Raw genomic sequence first — 15,937 nt, forward strand, 5'->3', positions numbered from 1 at the left:
TCAAGCCGGGCGATGACACCGATAAAGCGGTTGGGGCGCGCTATCGGGCACAGGGCCGCAGCAACCTACTCCATCACCGCGGCGTGGTCCGACGGCGCTGACTGCGAGCGCAGCGCGGCCTTGGTCGAGCCGATCATCAGCGCGAGCGGGATCGAGACCAGGATGAACAGCATCACCAGCTGATAGTCGTGCGAGAACGCGATGATCTGCGACTGCGCCGCCACCATCCTGTCGGCCATCGCACGGCCGGCATCGGTGTTAAGGTTGATCATGCCTGATACGTCGGGCATCTGCAGTGCGTGATTGAACGGATTGATCTGCTCCGACAGCTTTGCGTAGATCCGCCGTCCGCCTTCCGTCAGCTGCGCGATCACGATCGAGATGCCGACCGAGCTCGCGACGTTGCGCAGCAGCGTCAGCATCGAGGTGCCGTCGGTGCGCAGCTGGTTCGGCAGCGTCAGGAACGCCACCGTCGACAGCGGCACGAACACGAGCCCGAAGCCAAAGCCCTGGATCACGCTGACGACGATAATCTCGTTCGCCTGGGTCATGTCGGTCCAGCCGGTCATCTGGAACAGCGAGGCCGCGGTCAGCGCGAGGCCCGAGATGATCAGCGTGCGCGCCTCGATGTAGCGCATCAGACGGCCGACCAGCATCATCGCGACGAAGGTGCCGAAGCCGCGGCTCGCCAGCAGCAGGCCGGCGGTGATGATCGGATAGCCGACGACGTTCTGCAAGTAAGGCGAGGACAGCGCCATGGTCGAATACAGCACGAGGCCCATCACCGTCATGAACACGCAGCCGCCGAGGAAGTTCTTGTCCTTGAACAGCGCGAACTGGATGAACGGCCGGCTGGTGGTCAGCGAATGGGCGAAGAAATAATAGAAGCCGATCGCCGAGACGATGAATTCGATCACGATCTCGTTGGACTCGAGCCAGCCGAGCTGCTCGCCGCGGTCGAGCGCGAGCTGCAGCGAACCGATCGCGACCGCGAGCGCGCCGAAGCCGAACCAGTCGAAGCGCAGATTGAGGTCCTGCTTGGTCTCGTCCATGAAGATGACCAGACCGAGCACAGTGAAGAAGCCGAACGGCAAATTGACGAAGAACACCCAGTGCCAGGAATAGGTCTCGGTCAGCCAGGCACCGAGCGAGGGGCCCATGATCGGGCCCATCATCACGCCCATGCCCCAGATCGACATCGCCTTGGCGCGCTCATGCAACGCGTAGGAATCCAGCATCACCGCCTGCGACAGCGGCACCAGCGCCGCGCCGAACACGCCCTGCAACAGGCGGAACAGCACCATCTGGTTGATGTCCTGCGCGAGGCCGCACAGCACCGAGGCGATGGTGAAGCCGGCCGAGCAGATGATGAAGATGCGCTTGCGGCCGTAGCGGTTGGCGATCCAGCCGACCGGCGCGGTCATGATCGCGGCGGCGACGATGTAGGAGGTCAGCACCCAGTTGATCTGGTCCTGCGAGGCCGACAGCGAACCCTGCATATAGGGCAGCGCGACGTTGGCGATCGTGGTGTCGAGCGCCTGCATGATCGTCGCGGTCATCGCGCAGATCGTCACCATGTTCCGGCGCATGCCGGGCACGGCTGATGGTGACGGTGCATTCATTCAGTTCAGTCCTGTTCGCTGATTGCAGCGGGAATCCACCTCTCCCCATCGGGGAGAGGTCGCGCCGAAGGCGCGGGTGAGGGGGATCAGGTCCCACGAGAGAGCGTAACCCCTCACCCGGATTGCATCTGGCGATGCAATCCGACCTCTCCCACAAGGGGAGAGGTCGTGCGCTGGGTTTCGATCTTGCTCCATCTCAGTCCTGATGGTCCGGGTGCGCCGAGGCCGTGCGCAGCCCGAGCAGGCCGGCCAGCGTGCGGCGGTGGTTGGTGTCGATCGTCGCGTAGACGCTCATGCCGGCCTTCAGCTTCTTCACGAACGGATCGTTCTCGTCGAAATAGATCCGCACCGGCACGCGCTGCACCACCTTGACGAAATTGCCGGTGGCGTTCTGCGGCGGCAGGATCGCGAACTGCGCGCCGGTGCCGGGCGACAGCGAGCCGATCTTGCCTTTGAATTCGTGGTTCGGGAACGCATCGACGTCGAGCGTCACCGGCTGGCCGACCGCGACATAGGTGAAGTCGCTTTCCTTCGGATTGGCGTCGACCCAGGGATGGTCGACGTCGATCACCGAGAACACCGGCGCGCCCGCGTTGACGAAGCGGCCGAGCTGGATCTGGTCGACCTGGGTTGCGACGCCGTCCATCGGCGCGCGGAGCACGGTGTGGTCGAGATTACGCTGGGCGTCGTCGAGCTTCGCCTTGGCCTGGGCATAGGGCGGGAACTTCTCGATCGGCAGCTCGACATCGCCGAGCAGCTGCGTCTTGTCCTTGGAGATCTGCTGCTTGATGTATTGCGCGAGGCTCTCCGCGGTCACTTGCGCGTTCGCCGCGTTGTCGAGGTCGAGCTGCGAGCCGAAATTCTGCTTGGCGAGCGTCGATTTGCGATCGACGTCGCGCTTCTTCAATTCGATGCTCTGCTGGGCGAATTCCAGCATCCTGGTGTTGATCTTGATGTTGTCGACCAGGTTGTCATAGGTGGTCCGGGTCTGGTCGAGCGCCGCCTTGGCCTGGTCGACCGCGAGGCGGAACGGCACCGGGTCGATCTCGAACAGCTCGTCGCCTTTCTTGACGTGCTGGCCTTCCTTGACGACGATTTTGTCGATCTTGCCGGAGATCTCCGGCGTGATCAGCACCTTCTGCGCGCCGACATAGGCGTCGTCGGTGCCGACATAGCGGCCGCCATTGAGATAGAACACGCCGCCGGCGATCACAGCCACGATCGGCAGCACGACGAGCAGCAGCACGCGGCGATAGCGCCGCAGCCCCGCCATCAGGCGACGGCGCGGCGCGCGGCTGGCCTTGCCGGCCGGCGCCGATACGCCCGGATTGCTCTTCTGCTCGGGGGCCAGTTTGAGGACGGGTTCAGCCATAGCGCTGTTCCTTTCGGGAGGGCTCGCCGGCTGGGCTTTGGATGGCATTGCGAACGTTTTCCTTGATCGATTCCAATTGAGTGAGCAGGCGATGCGCGTCTGCGGGGCTGATGCCCTCGAGCGCGGTCGCAGTGAGTTCGGAGCGCAGGCCTGCGAGCTTCCCGAGCAGCGGGCGCGCGGCCTTCTTCAGATAGAGGCGGTTGACGCGGCGGTCGTTCTCGTCGCTGCGGCGCTCGATCCAGCCATTGTCGCAGAGCTTGTCGATCAGCCGCGTCAGCGTGATCGGCTGCACCTCGAGCAACTCGGCGAGCTCGGTCTGCTTCAGCCCTTCCTGGCGTTCCACCTTGGACAGGACGGCCCATTGCGCGCGGGTGATGCCGTAGCGCGCGGCCTCCTTGTCCGCATAGACGCGGATCAGCCGGAACAATTCGCCCAGCGTAAACATGAAGTTCGCGTCCACGGAACCGCGCATCAATGTCATCTCCATAAGCTTGGGATATAATAAGCTTGCTTATGAATTCTGCACATCGGGTTAACGGAGGGCTGCTCCGCATTGGGGGCATGGCTGCATAGCGGCGAGGGACTGGGTCCGGGCCGGGCTATGGGAACGAGCGCAAAAATGCTACATATCGAGGCAATGAGCCTGGCCAAGCCGACCTTTCCCGCCCCCGACCACGATCACGGCCGCTGCGCCGCGGACGCGATGGCGCATGCCGAGCAGGTCTGCGCGCGCCGCGGGCAGAAATTCACCCCGATCCGGCGTCAGGTGCTGCAGGCGCTGCTGTCGAGCCACCGGCCGCTCGGCGCCTATGAGGTGATCGACGAGCTGGCCAAGACCATGCCGCGCCCGGCACCGATTACCGTCTACCGTGCGCTCGACTTCCTGATGGAGAACGGCCTCGTCCATCGCATCGAGAGCCGCAACGCCTTCCTCGCCTGCGCGCATGACCATGACGAGACCTCGATGGTGGCGTTCTTGATTTGCGACCATTGCGGCTCGGTCGGCGAAATCCCGGCCGCCCCCGTCGCGCAAAGCCTGACCGCGGCAGCGCGGGCCTCGGGTTTCATCCCGAAGCTCTCCGTTGTCGAGATCGCCGGCACCTGCGCGCATTGCCAGAAATGATTGTCGCCAAGATATTCCGAAGTCTTTCCCCGTCATTGCGAGCGGAGCGAAGCAATCCATCTCCCCGCTTGCTGAGGCATGGATTGCATCGTCGCTCCGCTCCTCGCAATGACGGCTTAAATCGAGACTGAAACAGAACAACACGGCAGCAAGCCGGCCCGCGAGGAAACATGTCGACCCAAGCGATCTCAGCCAGCGTCACGAGGCCCGTCAGCGTCGGCCATGGGCTGCCGCCCGGCGCCATCGCATTGATGCTGATGCTGTGCGTGAGCTGGGGCTTCAACCAGCTGGCGGTCAAGCTCGCGCTGCCCGACGTACCGCCGATGCTGCAGGCGTTGATCCGCTCCTCGGGCGCGCTGCCGGTCATGCTGATCGTCGGCCATTTGCGCGGCGTCAAATTCTTCGAGCGCGACGGCACGCTGGTGCCCGGCATCATTGCCGGGCTGATGTTCGGCTGCGAGTTCGTGCTGATCTTCACCGGCCTCGTCTTCACCTCGGCGTCGCGCGCCTCGGTGTTCCTCTACACCGCGCCGTTCTTCGTCGCGCTCGGCTCGCACCAGTTCCTCGGCGAGCGGCTCTCCACCGTGCAGTGGAGCGGGCTGGCGCTGAGCTTTGCCGGCGTCGCGCTCGCGATCGGCGTGCCGCAGCCCAATGTCGATGCCAAGGTGCTGCTCGGCGATCTCATGGTGGTCGGCGGCGGCGCGCTGTGGGCGGCGACCACGCTGGTCGCCAAGGGCACGCAGTTGCGCAAGGCCGCGCCGGAAAAGGCGCTCGGCTACCAAGTCGCAATCTCGATCCCGATCCTCGGCCTCGCCGCCTGGATTGCAGGCGAGCGCATCGAGCACCTGCCGAGCGCGCTGTCGATCTCGCTGCTGGCCTATCAGGCGGTCTGGGTGGTCGGCTGCACGTTCGTGATCTGGTTCGCGATGGTGAAGACCTATTCGGCGAGCAAGCTGTCCGCCTTCACCTTCGTTACGCCGCTGTTCGGCGTCGTCGCGGCCTATTTCGTCATGCACGACACCCTGACCCCGGCGTTCGGCGTCGCCGCGCTGTTCGTGATCGCAGGCCTCTATCTCGTCAACAAGCCGGACCCGAAGGTGACGCCGGACCCGAACGTGCCGGCGTGAAGCTTCGCTGCTGTAGCGCGGATTAGCGCAGCGTAATCCGCCATTCTGCGTCGAACGCCAGGCGGCGGATTACGCCTTCGGCTAATCCGCCCTACGAGTTGTCATCGCCCGGCTTGACCGGGCGATCCAGTACGCCGCGGCCTCTCGGCTCAAGCTCTGCTGTCTCTGGAATACTGGATCACCCGCTTTCGCCGGGTGATGACACCGCGTTGTTTGGCGGGCGATGCAAAATCAAACTCAGTGTCGTCCTGGCGAAAGCCAGGACCCATTACCCCAAATGCCGGTTGTCGCGCCACGCTAGGGCCGCGTTCCCGTTCACAAGCAAATTCGGTGGTTATGGGTCCTGGCGCCCGTGCGCAATTGCGCACTAGGCCAGGACGACGGAGGAGGCATCACGCCCCCGTCCACTACCCCACTTCGATCGGCAGCTCAGCATCCTTCGCCCATTCGCCCATCGAGCCGTCATAGAGCGTGAGATTGTCGTAACCGAGCCGATGCAGCTGGAACAGGTCGATGGTCGCGGAGATGCCGCCGCCGCAATAGGCGATGACGCGCTTATCCTTCGTGATGCCCTGCGCGGCGAAGGTTGCCTCGGCCTCTTCGAGCGGCACGAACGTCTTGGCCTTGGGATCGATCAGCGTTGCCGCCGGCACGCTGACGCTGCCGGGGATGCGGCCGGGCCGGCCGTAACGGCTCGGCTCCAAGCCCTTGTAGAATTGCGGGCCGAGCGCGTTGACGATCACGGCGTCGCGCTCGGTGGTCGCGGCGAGCACGTCATGCTTGTCGACGAACATGCCGTCCTTCGGCCGCGCCGGGAACGTTGCCGGCGGATAGCCGCCGGCGAGCCCGGTCTCGATGTCGCGTCCCTCGGCGGTCCATTTGTCGATGCCGCCGTCGAGCACCGCGGCGCCCTCGAAGCCGAGCGAGCGCAGCATCCACCAGAACCGCGTCGCCCACATCGCGGTCCCGATCGAATAGAGCACCACGCGGCTGGCCGCCGAGATGCCGTGCCGGCCGAACGCCGCCTCGAGCTGGGCTGTCGGCGGCATCATGAAGCGCAGATTGGTATGGGCGTCGGAGAATTCGGCCTGCAGATCGAGGAAATTGGCGCCCGGAATGTGGCCGGCCTCGAACGTCTGGCGGCCCGAGACCACAATATAGGGAACGCCGCTGCCCGCGGGGGCCGGCTCCAGATAGGTCGTGCAGTCGAACAGCCGCAACTCGGGCCGGGTCAGGATCTCGGCGAGTTCCGCCGTGGTGATCAGCTCGCCATAGTCGGCCATGTCACGCCCTCCCGGTATGATCTTAAGTGGATGCTAAGATGCGCCAGATCACATGAAAAGCTGTCACTTTGCCCTTTGATTCACCCCAATTCGGCCCAATATAGCGGACCATGCAGGACGCCGCTGCATGGCTTGCGTTTGGCCTCAATCGGCGGCATAAGCTGTTGAATTCACTCCGAAACCTGACCGTTTGGCCTGCCCTGCGCAAGGCTTATCGCCCCCTTGGTGAATGTCACCAAAACCTGATATTCGAGACGCCATGAACAAGCCCGAGATTTTGCCGCAAGACGACGTCGCAGGTCCTCAAGCCCGGCACCAAACCACGCAGGTCATGGTCGGCAACGTTGCCGTCGGCGGCGGTGCGCCGATCGTCGTGCAGTCGATGACCAACACCGACACCGCCGATATCGATGGCACCATCGCCCAGGTCGCCGCGCTCTCCCGCGCCGGCTCCGAGATGGTGCGCATCACGGTCGACCGCGAGGAAGCCGCCGCCGCGGTGCCGCACATCCGTGACGGCCTGCGCAAGCGCGGCATCACGACGCCCCTGATCGGCGACTTCCACTATATCGGCCACAAGCTGCTCGCCGAGTATCCGGCCTGCGCCGAGGCGCTCGACAAGTACCGCATCAATCCGGGCAACGTCGGCTTCAAGAACAAGCGCGACACCCAGTTCGCCGACATCATCGAGATCGCGAACAAGAACGACAAGCCGGTGCGCATCGGCGCCAATTGGGGCTCGCTCGACCAGGAGCTGCTCACCAAGCTGATGGACGAGAACACCGCATCGCCGAATCCGCGCGACGCCCGCGCTGTGACGCGCGAGGCGATGGTGCAGTCGGCACTGCTGTCGGCGGCCCGCGCCCAGGAACTGGGCATGCCCAAGAACAAGATCATCCTGTCGGCGAAGGTCTCCGCCGTGCAGGACCTGATCGCGGTCTATCAGGAAGTCGTGCGCCGCTCGGATTATGCGATCCATCTCGGCCTCACCGAGGCCGGCATGGGCTCGAAGGGCATCGTCGCGTCCTCGGCCGCGCTCGGCATCCTGCTGCAGCAGGGCATCGGCGACACCATCCGCATCTCGCTGACGCCGGAGCCCGGTGGCGACCGTACGCTGGAAGTGCAGGTCGCGCAGGAATTGCTGCAGACCATGGGCTTCCGCACCTTCGTGCCGCTGGTTGCGGCCTGCCCGGGCTGCGGCCGCACCACCTCGACCACGTTCCAGGAGCTGGCACGCTCGATCCAGGATTTCATCCGCGACGAGATGCCGGCCTGGAAGACCAAGTATCCGGGCGTCGAGCAGCTCAACGTCGCGGTCATGGGCTGCATCGTCAACGGCCCCGGCGAATCCAAGCACGCCAATATCGGCATCTCGCTGCCCGGCACCGGCGAAGCGCCGGCGGCGCCGGTGTTCGTCGACGGCAAGAAGTTCCGTACCCTGCGCGGTCCGGGCATCGCCGCCGACTTCAAGGCGCTGGTGATCGACTATATCGACCAGCGTTACGGCAGCGGCGCCAAGCTGCCCGAGCAGGCCGGCGCAGCGGAGTAATTCACTCCGCTGGTGACGCATACTCGGTGTCGTCCCTGCGAAAGCAGGGACCATAGCCACAGCCCTTGATGGCGCGAGATGTGGGTTGCGAGTCTTCGCAAAACACAACTCTTTGACACTATGGCAAACGCCACAAGTCGCCGGAACTTGAACGCTCCCCAAAAGTTAATAGTCAGGGTCGGTTTTCGACCCGTGGGGAGGTGACACCGGATGCGGGTGGATCATCATGATGGCATAGACGGCGTTGAAATCGCCTTAGTCAGCGCTGTGGTGGTGTCCTTCGCTATGCTTATGGCGAGCGTAGTTTGGCTTATGATCGGCTGACCTCAATACAAGGACGGCCTGATCCTAAATCTCTTGCAACGCCACCTGTTCAAGCTCTAGCGCCGCTACGCACGCAAGAAAGAAGATTGCTGTAAACGTTTTGCGGCGTGGATTGCGCTTGGCTTGATCCCGGCTACGATGGTCAAAACAAGAACCATCGGGAGAACACCATGAGCTCGCTGTCCGGCAAGCAAGGTCCGCGCTACCGCCACCTCGCCGACCAATCCGAGCCCTATGAGACCATCGGGGTCGAGAAGCTGACGCCGATCATCGGCGCGGAAATCTCCGGCGTCGATATCGGCAAGCTGGTCGGCGACGATGCGCGGTCCAACCGCCAAATGGACGAGATCCATCGTGCGCTCGCCGAAAACCTCGTCATCTTCTTCCGCGATCAGCACATCAGCCCCGATCAGCACCTCGCCTTCGGCCGCAAGTTCGGCGAGCTGCACGTGCATCCCGCAGCCCCCAATGAGGGCGATCCGGCGCTGATGAAGATCTATGCCGACAAGGATTCACCGCGCGCCAATGGCGAGGGCTGGCACACCGACGTGTCCTGCGATCTCGAGCCGCCGATGGGCTCGATCCTCTACATCAAGCAGTGCCCGCCGCGCGGCGGCGACACCCTGTTCGCCAACATGTACGCCGCCTATGAGGCGCTGTCGGGCCGCATGAAGGCCTATCTCGACGGGCTGACCGCGCTGCATGACGGCGAGCAGACCTATCGTGGCCTCTATGCGAATTACGGCGTCGCCGACAAGCGGGAATATCCCCGCGCCGAGCATCCGGTCGTGCGCACCCATCCGGTGACGGGGAAGAAATCGCTCTACGTCAATCGCGGCTTCACCCGCTTCATCGTCGGCATCCCGCGCGACGAGAGCGACGCCATGCTGGCCTATCTCTACCAACATGCCGAGAATCCGCTGTTCCAGTGCCGCTTCCGCTGGACCGAGAACGCGATCGCGTTCTGGGACAATCGCTGCGCCCAGCACCGCGCGATGTGGGACTACTGGCCGCACACCCGCTCCGGCACCCGCGTCACGGTGAAGGGCGAACGGCCGGTGTGAGTGCGCGGCTGAGCGCGATGCCTCGGCCTGGCCCCACGCGCGCGGTTAACAGGGGTAACCCTTGCGGGTCATAGTATCCGCGAGCCGCTGAGCCCTATGATGCCGCATCAGACTGGGCGTTATCACCATGCGACAGGTGATACTGGGCGCGCGGGGTGCGGGCTTGCGCGTCAAATCGGATCAACTGCCATGTCCTCCGAGGACGATGCGTCCGGCTGCTCCCTCATGGATCGCAGCAACCCTTGTGATGATGTGTCTTGCGGATGCCGGCGCCGGAGCGCGCGCGCAGTCCAATGGCATCGCCGGCGATTCCCCGCAACTTGCGCAAGCGAAGACGAGCTCTCCAGGCGACGCCGGTCCGGCCGGAGCCCAAGCGCAAAGCGTTGACGGGCTCACCCGCGAACTCGCGACAGCGCGGCGGGATGTCGAATTGCTGCAGGGCCTGCTGACCAAGGAACGCGAGAATTCGGTTCAGGTCGAGAATGCCTTGCAGGGCGAAGTCGAAAAACTGAGAAAGTCGCTGAAGGACATTCCGCAAGGCACTGCAGTCTTGCAGAAGTCGCTGCAAGGGGAGCGCGACCACGCCGCGCAGCTGGAACAGGACCTTGCGACGGCGCGCCGTGATGTGGACACGCTGGCCGCAATGCTGGTCAAGGCAAACGACGAGACGGCGAAGCTGAAGCAGGCTTCGCAGGGCGGCAACGCGGACCTGCAGAAGCCTCTGGCGCAGGAGCGCGAGCGGGCCGCGAAACTGGAGCAGGACCTCGCTGCGGCACGTCGTGACGTCGAGACGCAAACCGCGCTGGCGGTCAAGGCGAGTGATGAAACAGCCCAACTGAAGAAAGCCTCGCAAAGCGGCGCTGCAGACGTGCGGAAGTCGCTGGAGCAGGAGCAGAAGCGGGCTGCGAAACTGGAGCAGGAACTCGCAGCGGCACGTCGAGACGTCGAGACGCAAACCGCGCTGGCGGTCAAGGCGAGCGATGAGACAGCCCAACTGAAGAAAGCCTCGCAAAGCGGCGCTGTGGACGTGCAGAAGTCGCTGGCGCAGGAGCACGAGCGGGCCGCGAAATTGGAGAAGGACCTTGCCGCGGCACGTCGTGACGTGGAGACGCAAACCGCGCTGGCGGCCAAGGCGAGCGATGAAGCGGCACGGCTAAAGAAGGCCTCGCAAAGCGGCGCTGTGGACGTGCAGAAATCGCTGGCGCAGGAGCACGAGCGGGCCGCGAAACTGGAGCTGGATCTCGCGGCGGCGCGGCGTGACGTGGAGACGCAAACCGCGCTGGCGGCCAAGGCGAGCGAAGAGACAGCCCAACTGAAGAAAGCCTCGCAAAGCGGCGCTGCCGATGTGCAAAAGTCGCTGGAGCAGGAGCAGAAGCGGGCCGCGAAACTGGAGCAGGACCTTGCGGCGGCGCGGCGTGACGTGGAGACACAATCAGCGCTAGCGGCGAAGGCGGGCGATGAAACGGCCAAACTGAAGGCGGCCTCGCAAAGCGGCGCAGCGGACTCGCAGAAGTTGCTGGAGCAGGAGCAGAAGCGGGCCGCGAAACTGGAGCTGGATCTCGCGGCAGCACGTCGTGACGTGGAGGCGCAGTCGGCACTGGCGGCCAAGGCCGGCGACGAACTTGCCAAGCTGAAGCTGACGACGGAAGCCGGCACTGTGGAACTGCGCCGATCGATGCAGAAGGAGCACGAGAGGGGCGATGCACTGGCGCGGGATCTTTCCACCGCGCGCAGCAAAGTCTACGCATACGAGGCGCAGGCAGCCCAAGCCAGCGACGAAGCAGCAAAGCGCAAGCAGGCGGAGTCAAACGAAACCGCCGAGTTGCGACAGTCGCTCCAGCGAGAGCAGCAGCGGGCTGAAGCGCTGACGCGTGATCTCGCAACAAAGAAAAGCGAACTCGATGCGCTGGCCAAGCGGGCAGCCGAAGCGAACTTGCAAGCCGCCGGGATGAAGCAAGCCGCGGAGCAGGCCGTGGCCGAGCAGCGCAGCCTGTTGCAGCGGGAGCGTGGCAGGACCGAGCAATTGGAGCGGGATCTTGCGTCGGCGCGCCGCGACATGGCTGCGTTCGCCGTGAAAGTGCCGCCTGTCGCGTCTCAGGTTGCCACCACCGGCAACGCTGGCCGGCCCATCCAGGAGGAGCCGGCGGGCGCAGCGGTGGCGCCGCCTCAGGACCGGGCCGCCGCGGCGCGCACCGCGGGCAATGCCGCGGCCCCGCCTGACGACGGTGCGCAGGAGGCGAGACTGCTGGCGCGGGCGCGCTTGCTGCTGGAACGCGGAGACATCGGGGGTGCGCGGGTCGTGCTGGAAAGCGTCGCCGAGACGGGCAGCGCCCAGGCAAGCTTCGCGCTCGCGGAAACCTATGATCCGCTGACCCTGTCGAACTGGGGAACCTATGGAACGCGTGGCGATGCGGCCAAGGCGCGCGATCTCTACGCCAAGGCCGAGGCCGGTGGAATCAAGGAGGCAAAGGCGCGGTTCGAGGCGCTGCGTTGATCAAACGATCCCAGTGGCAAGGACGAACGCGCTGACTCGTGCAAAGGAGCTGCTCGATGACAAGGTTGATCGGATTTCGCCCGCTGCTGCTTGCGGGCCTGATGTCGCTGCTCCCGGCGCTGCAGCCGCCTCCGGCGGATGCGCGGCCGCAACATGACCGGCCCCACAAGGCGCACGTGATCCGGGCCAAGCCGCCTCAGCCGAGGCCCGAAGCCCTGGCGATGAATGCCTGGACCGTGGGCCTCGCCGGCGGCCTCCTCGAGGGCGCGCCGATCCGCCTCGCCGCGGAGATCGCCCGCGTGGTCGACGACGGCGACAATCTGCATGTCCTCCCGGTGGTGACGCGAGGGCCCGTCGAGAACCTGAACTCGCTGCTGTATTTGCGCGGCATCGATGCTGCGATCATCAATTCCGACGCGCTCGAGGAATACAAGAGCCAGGTGCCGGACATCCAGCGGCGGATCACCTACGTCCTGAACCTGTTTCCGTCCGAGCTGCATATCTTCGTTCGTCCGGAGATTAAGAGTCTGAGCGACCTCGCCGGCAAGAAGGTGAACTTCAATAGCCAGGGTACGGCCGCAGCCTATTCAGGTCCGCTGATCTTCAGTCGCCTCGGTATCGACATCGAGAAGACGTTCATTCCGCACCAGGTCGCGCTCGAGCAGATGCGGAAGGGCGAAATGGCGGCCGTCGTCTTCATCACCTCGAAGCCGGTCGATGCATTCGTGAAGGGCCGATTTGAAGCGGGCTTCAAGTTCCTGCCGGTCCCGTATGACAGCAAGTTCGAGGACTATTATCTGCCGGCGGCGCTCGATGCGGCCGATTACCCAAATCTAATCAAGCAGGGCGATCATGTCGCCACGATCGCCGTACCTACCGCCCTCGTCGCCTTCAATTGGCCGGCCAACTCGAACCGCTTCGAGCGCGTTGCGCGTTTCGTCGATCATCTCTTCTCGCGGATCGACAAGCTGCAGGGACCCGGCTTCGATCCGAAATGGAAATCGATCAACCTCGGAGCGACCGTGCCCGGCCTCGCGCGCTTTCCCGCCGCGCAGGCGTGGCTCGATCGGCAGACGTCGACCGCACGGGCATCGCAATGACCAGGCTTTCCACCCCGCTTGTAGTGGCAATCGCCGTCATCAACGGCGTTGCCGTGGCGCAAGGGGTGGAAAATCCCATGACAGGTCCCATGACAGATCCCATGGCACAGCTGCGCGCCTGTTCGCAGCTCGAACGTGAAGCGCGGCTGGAGTGCCTCGACAAGCTGTCGCATGTCGCCGAACCGGCCCGCCGCGAAGCGTCGAAGGCGAATCGTTGGACCATTAGCGAGACGACGTCGCCGGTCGATTATTCACCGATCGCCACTGCGACGATGTCCGATTCGGTCGATTCGTCCGTGAAGCTGTCGATCCGCTGTCGCGCCGGGCGGACCGAATTGTCCTTCGCCGGACCCGCCATCTCGGGCCGGGGCGACGGCTCTGTGATTTCCTATCGCATCAACGACGGTGCGCCGGTGCAGGTCGCGGCAACCGTGCCGGCGGCTGGTTCCGGCGTCGCCGTCGCCGGCGATGTGGTTCGCCTGCTGCAATCGCTTCCCGATAACGCGGTGCTTGCCGTCCACCTCTCACGCGGTGCCGGGGTTGCCCATGATGCAACATTCTCGCTCGCGGGGCTGGATGCGATGCGCGCGAGGATGGCAGCGGTCTGCAAATGGCCGCTCGCCGTCGCAAGGCCCGGCAATTGAGAAAGTGTGCTTGTCGATTTTTCGAAATGGAGATGCTTGATGTGCAATTTTGAAGCTGTTGCGAAATTCATTGCGATCGCCGCCGTCGCTATGCTGGCGTCCACGCCATTTGCTGCGGCCCAGCAAGGCGGAAAATACTGGGTGCCGGCCGCGCAGTCCGCGACTTACTCGGTGAGCGAGGCTCGGAAACCTGAAGCGCCGCGGGCCACCGCCGAAACGCGCAAGCGCTCCGCATATGCCCGCATGCACGATCCGGCCGCGCCGAAGGGAAAGGAGCATCATCTGATCCTGCAGGTGAACTCCAATGATGCTGCCGCCATGAATCTCACGCTCAACAACGCAACCAACGTGGCCGAGTATTACAAGGGCCTTGGCGAAAAGGTGAAGATCGAGGTGGTCACGTTCGGCCCGGGCCTGCACATGCTGCGCGAGGATACGTCGCCGGTGAAGGCGCGGATCGAGGAAATGGCCCTCAGTACACCCGAGGTGTCGTTCAAGGCCTGCGGCAACACCCAGGAGAAGATGCAGAAGGCCGAGAACAAGTCCATCCCGATCATCAAGCAGGCTGAAGTCGTGAAGTCCGGCGTCGTGCGCGTGATGGAATTGCAGGAGAAGGGATGGGCCTACGTGAAACCGTGAGCTGGAAGGCCTGCCGGCCCTGACCTCCGTTTCAGCGGGCGCGGCTTGCTGCGCAGAACGCCGGCGTAAATCCACGGGCGCGCGGGGCAGGGCTTCCGGCCGCGCAGCCAATCGCATTGACGTTCCGCATCCGCTACGCCAAGCTCCGGGAAAATCAAAAACAACTCCCGGGGAAATGCCATGCTCCGTGCCGAAGACAACAAGTTCCTCACCGAAGCCGGATCGGGAACGGGAATGGGCGAATTGCTGCGCCGGTTCTGGATTCCGGTGCTGCTGTCGGAAGAACTGCCGGAGCCGGACAGCGACCCGAAGAAGATCGTTGTGATGGGCGAGGAGCTGCTCGCCTTCCGCGACTCGAGGGGCGTGGTCGGCGTCATCGATCAATACTGCCCGCATCGCGGCGCCAATCTATGGCTCGGCCGCAACGAGGAATGCGGCATCCGCTGCGTCTATCACGGCTGGAAGTTCGATACCGACGGCCGCTGCGTCGACATGCCGACCTCCTATCCGGACCTCAACGCCAAGGACCTGATCCGCATCAAATCCTATCCGGTGCGCGAATGGGGCGAGATGATCTGGGCCTATATGGGCCCGGCCGATCAAATGCCGGAATTGCCCGCGCTGGAGATGGCGCTGCTGCCGGCCTCGCACCGCTTCGTCACCAAGAAGTGGCAGGACTGCAATTGGGTGCAGGCGGTGGAAGGTTCGATCGACACCGCGCATTTCACCTTCGCGCATCTCTCCTTCGAGAAGGAGGAGAACGAGATCCTCGACATCAAGAAGCACTTCGTCAACCCGCTGACGCGGGTTGCGACCGACCACATGCGCTGGATCGCCGAGGACCCGCGGCCGGTGATCAAGATCAATCCGCATGAGGCGGGGCTGACGGTCGCGGGCGGCCGGCTCACCGGCAGCGATAACATCTACTGGCGCATCGCCCAGTTCCTGATGCCGTTCCACAGCTACGCGCCGAGCTCGATGCCGGGCGAGAACATGTTCGGCCAGACCTTCGTGCCGGTCACCGACACCAATTGCTGGATCTACACCTATGCCTGGAATCCGCACCGGCCGCTGACCGACGCCGAACGCGAAGGCTACGCCAACGGCAACGGCGTGATGGCGGTGGTGGACGAGAACTACGTGCCGCTGCGCAACAAGTCGAACGACTATCTGATCGATCGCAAGCTGCAGCGGACCAAGAGCTATACCGGCATCAAGGGCGTCTCCGAGCAGGACGCCGCGGTGCAGGACAGCCAGGGCCCGATCGCCGACCGCACCCGCGAGCATCTTGGCCCGACCGATCTCGGCATCATGCATTTCCGCAAGCTGATGATGGAGGCGGCCCGCGCGCTGCAAAAGGGCGAGGCGCCGCCGCATGTCGCGCACCAGGATCGCTACACCGTGCGCTCCGGCGCCTGCGTCACCAGCAAGACCAAGGACCTTGCCGCCGTGATGGTCGAACGGTTCGGCGATCCCGCCGGCTTCGTCGGCGGCCCCGGGCAGAACGCGGCTGCGGAGTAGATCGCCGGCGTCGTCCCTGCTTTCGCTGGTACGACGCTGGGGATGGGTTCTCGATCCAACACGCCAAACACGCGG

General features: G+C 64.3%; 13 protein-coding genes. 9 read left to right on the forward strand and 4 right to left on the reverse strand.

Annotation, left to right across the window (positions count from 1 at the left end; all coding sequences use genetic code 11):
* Positions 1-65: 65 nt before the first annotated feature.
* From QDT69_RS31695 to QDT69_RS31705, 3 genes are all read right to left on the reverse strand, one after another.
* Complete coding sequence (locus QDT69_RS31695) at positions 66-1,622, reverse strand: MDR family MFS transporter (RefSeq protein ID WP_279710395.1); 1,557 nt, start codon at positions 1,620-1,622, stop codon at positions 66-68.
* 196 nt (positions 1,623-1,818) lie between these two features.
* The gene (locus tag QDT69_RS31700) at positions 1,819-2,994 is read right to left on the reverse strand and encodes an HlyD family secretion protein (protein ID WP_279710396.1); all 1,176 of its coding nucleotides are present in this window, start codon (positions 2,992-2,994) and stop codon (positions 1,819-1,821) included.
* Positions 2,987-3,469, reverse strand: a complete 483-nt coding sequence (locus QDT69_RS31705) for a MarR family transcriptional regulator (RefSeq protein WP_050426377.1) — start codon at positions 3,467-3,469, stop codon at positions 2,987-2,989. Before QDT69_RS31705 ends, QDT69_RS31700 begins: the two co-directional genes overlap by 8 nt.
* 162 nt (positions 3,470-3,631) lie before the next feature.
* Between QDT69_RS31705 and QDT69_RS31710 the strand changes: the two genes are divergently transcribed.
* Positions 3,632-4,117, forward strand: a complete 486-nt coding sequence (locus QDT69_RS31710; RefSeq protein WP_028338147.1) for a transcriptional repressor — start codon at positions 3,632-3,634, stop codon at positions 4,115-4,117.
* A gap of 170 nt (positions 4,118-4,287) precedes the next feature.
* The gene (locus tag QDT69_RS31715; RefSeq protein WP_279710397.1) at positions 4,288-5,244 is read left to right on the forward strand and encodes a DMT family transporter; all 957 of its coding nucleotides are present in this window, start codon (positions 4,288-4,290) and stop codon (positions 5,242-5,244) included.
* A 407-nt stretch (positions 5,245-5,651) separates the two neighbouring features.
* On the opposite strand, the gene QDT69_RS31720 is transcribed toward QDT69_RS31715, so the two are convergent.
* Positions 5,652-6,527, reverse strand: coding sequence for a sulfurtransferase (locus QDT69_RS31720; RefSeq protein WP_279710398.1), 876 nt, complete (start codon positions 6,525-6,527; stop codon positions 5,652-5,654).
* A gap of 259 nt (positions 6,528-6,786) precedes the next feature.
* Here QDT69_RS31720 and ispG point away from each other — a divergent pair, with 259 nt between their 5' ends.
* The 7 genes from ispG to QDT69_RS31755 all read left to right on the forward strand — a co-directional run bounded on the left by ispG (position 6,787) and on the right by QDT69_RS31755 (position 15,862).
* Complete coding sequence (gene ispG, locus QDT69_RS31725) at positions 6,787-8,076, forward strand: flavodoxin-dependent (E)-4-hydroxy-3-methylbut-2-enyl-diphosphate synthase (protein WP_279710399.1); 1,290 nt, start codon at positions 6,787-6,789, stop codon at positions 8,074-8,076.
* 494 nt (positions 8,077-8,570) lie between these two features.
* Positions 8,571-9,464 carry a TauD/TfdA family dioxygenase gene (locus tag QDT69_RS31730; protein ID WP_279710400.1) on the forward strand — a complete coding sequence of 298 codons (894 nt, stop codon included), beginning with the start codon at positions 8,571-8,573 and terminating at the stop codon, positions 9,462-9,464.
* 247 nt (positions 9,465-9,711) lie between these two features.
* On the forward strand, positions 9,712-11,958 hold the full coding sequence (locus QDT69_RS31735; protein ID WP_279710401.1) for a hypothetical protein: 2,247 nt from the start codon (positions 9,712-9,714) through the stop codon (positions 11,956-11,958).
* 56 nt (positions 11,959-12,014) lie between these two features.
* Positions 12,015-13,058, forward strand: coding sequence for a TAXI family TRAP transporter solute-binding subunit (locus QDT69_RS31740; RefSeq protein WP_279710402.1), 1,044 nt, complete (start codon positions 12,015-12,017; stop codon positions 13,056-13,058).
* Entirely contained in the window at positions 13,055-13,702 is a 648-nt protein-coding gene (locus QDT69_RS31745; RefSeq protein ID WP_279710403.1) for a hypothetical protein, read from the forward strand. Before QDT69_RS31740 ends, QDT69_RS31745 begins: the two co-directional genes overlap by 4 nt.
* A gap of 39 nt (positions 13,703-13,741) precedes the next feature.
* Positions 13,742-14,341 carry a DsrE family protein gene (locus QDT69_RS31750; protein ID WP_279710404.1) on the forward strand — a complete coding sequence of 200 codons (600 nt, stop codon included), beginning with the start codon at positions 13,742-13,744 and terminating at the stop codon, positions 14,339-14,341.
* A gap of 180 nt (positions 14,342-14,521) precedes the next feature.
* Positions 14,522-15,862 carry a Rieske 2Fe-2S domain-containing protein gene (locus QDT69_RS31755; RefSeq protein WP_279710405.1) on the forward strand — a complete coding sequence of 447 codons (1,341 nt, stop codon included), beginning with the start codon at positions 14,522-14,524 and terminating at the stop codon, positions 15,860-15,862.
* Positions 15,863-15,937: the final 75 nt, after the last annotated feature.

It is taken from the genome of Bradyrhizobium sp. CER78 (genome assembly GCF_029846235.1).
In the GTDB taxonomy this organism is placed as follows: Bacteria; Pseudomonadota; Alphaproteobacteria; order Rhizobiales; family Xanthobacteraceae; genus Bradyrhizobium.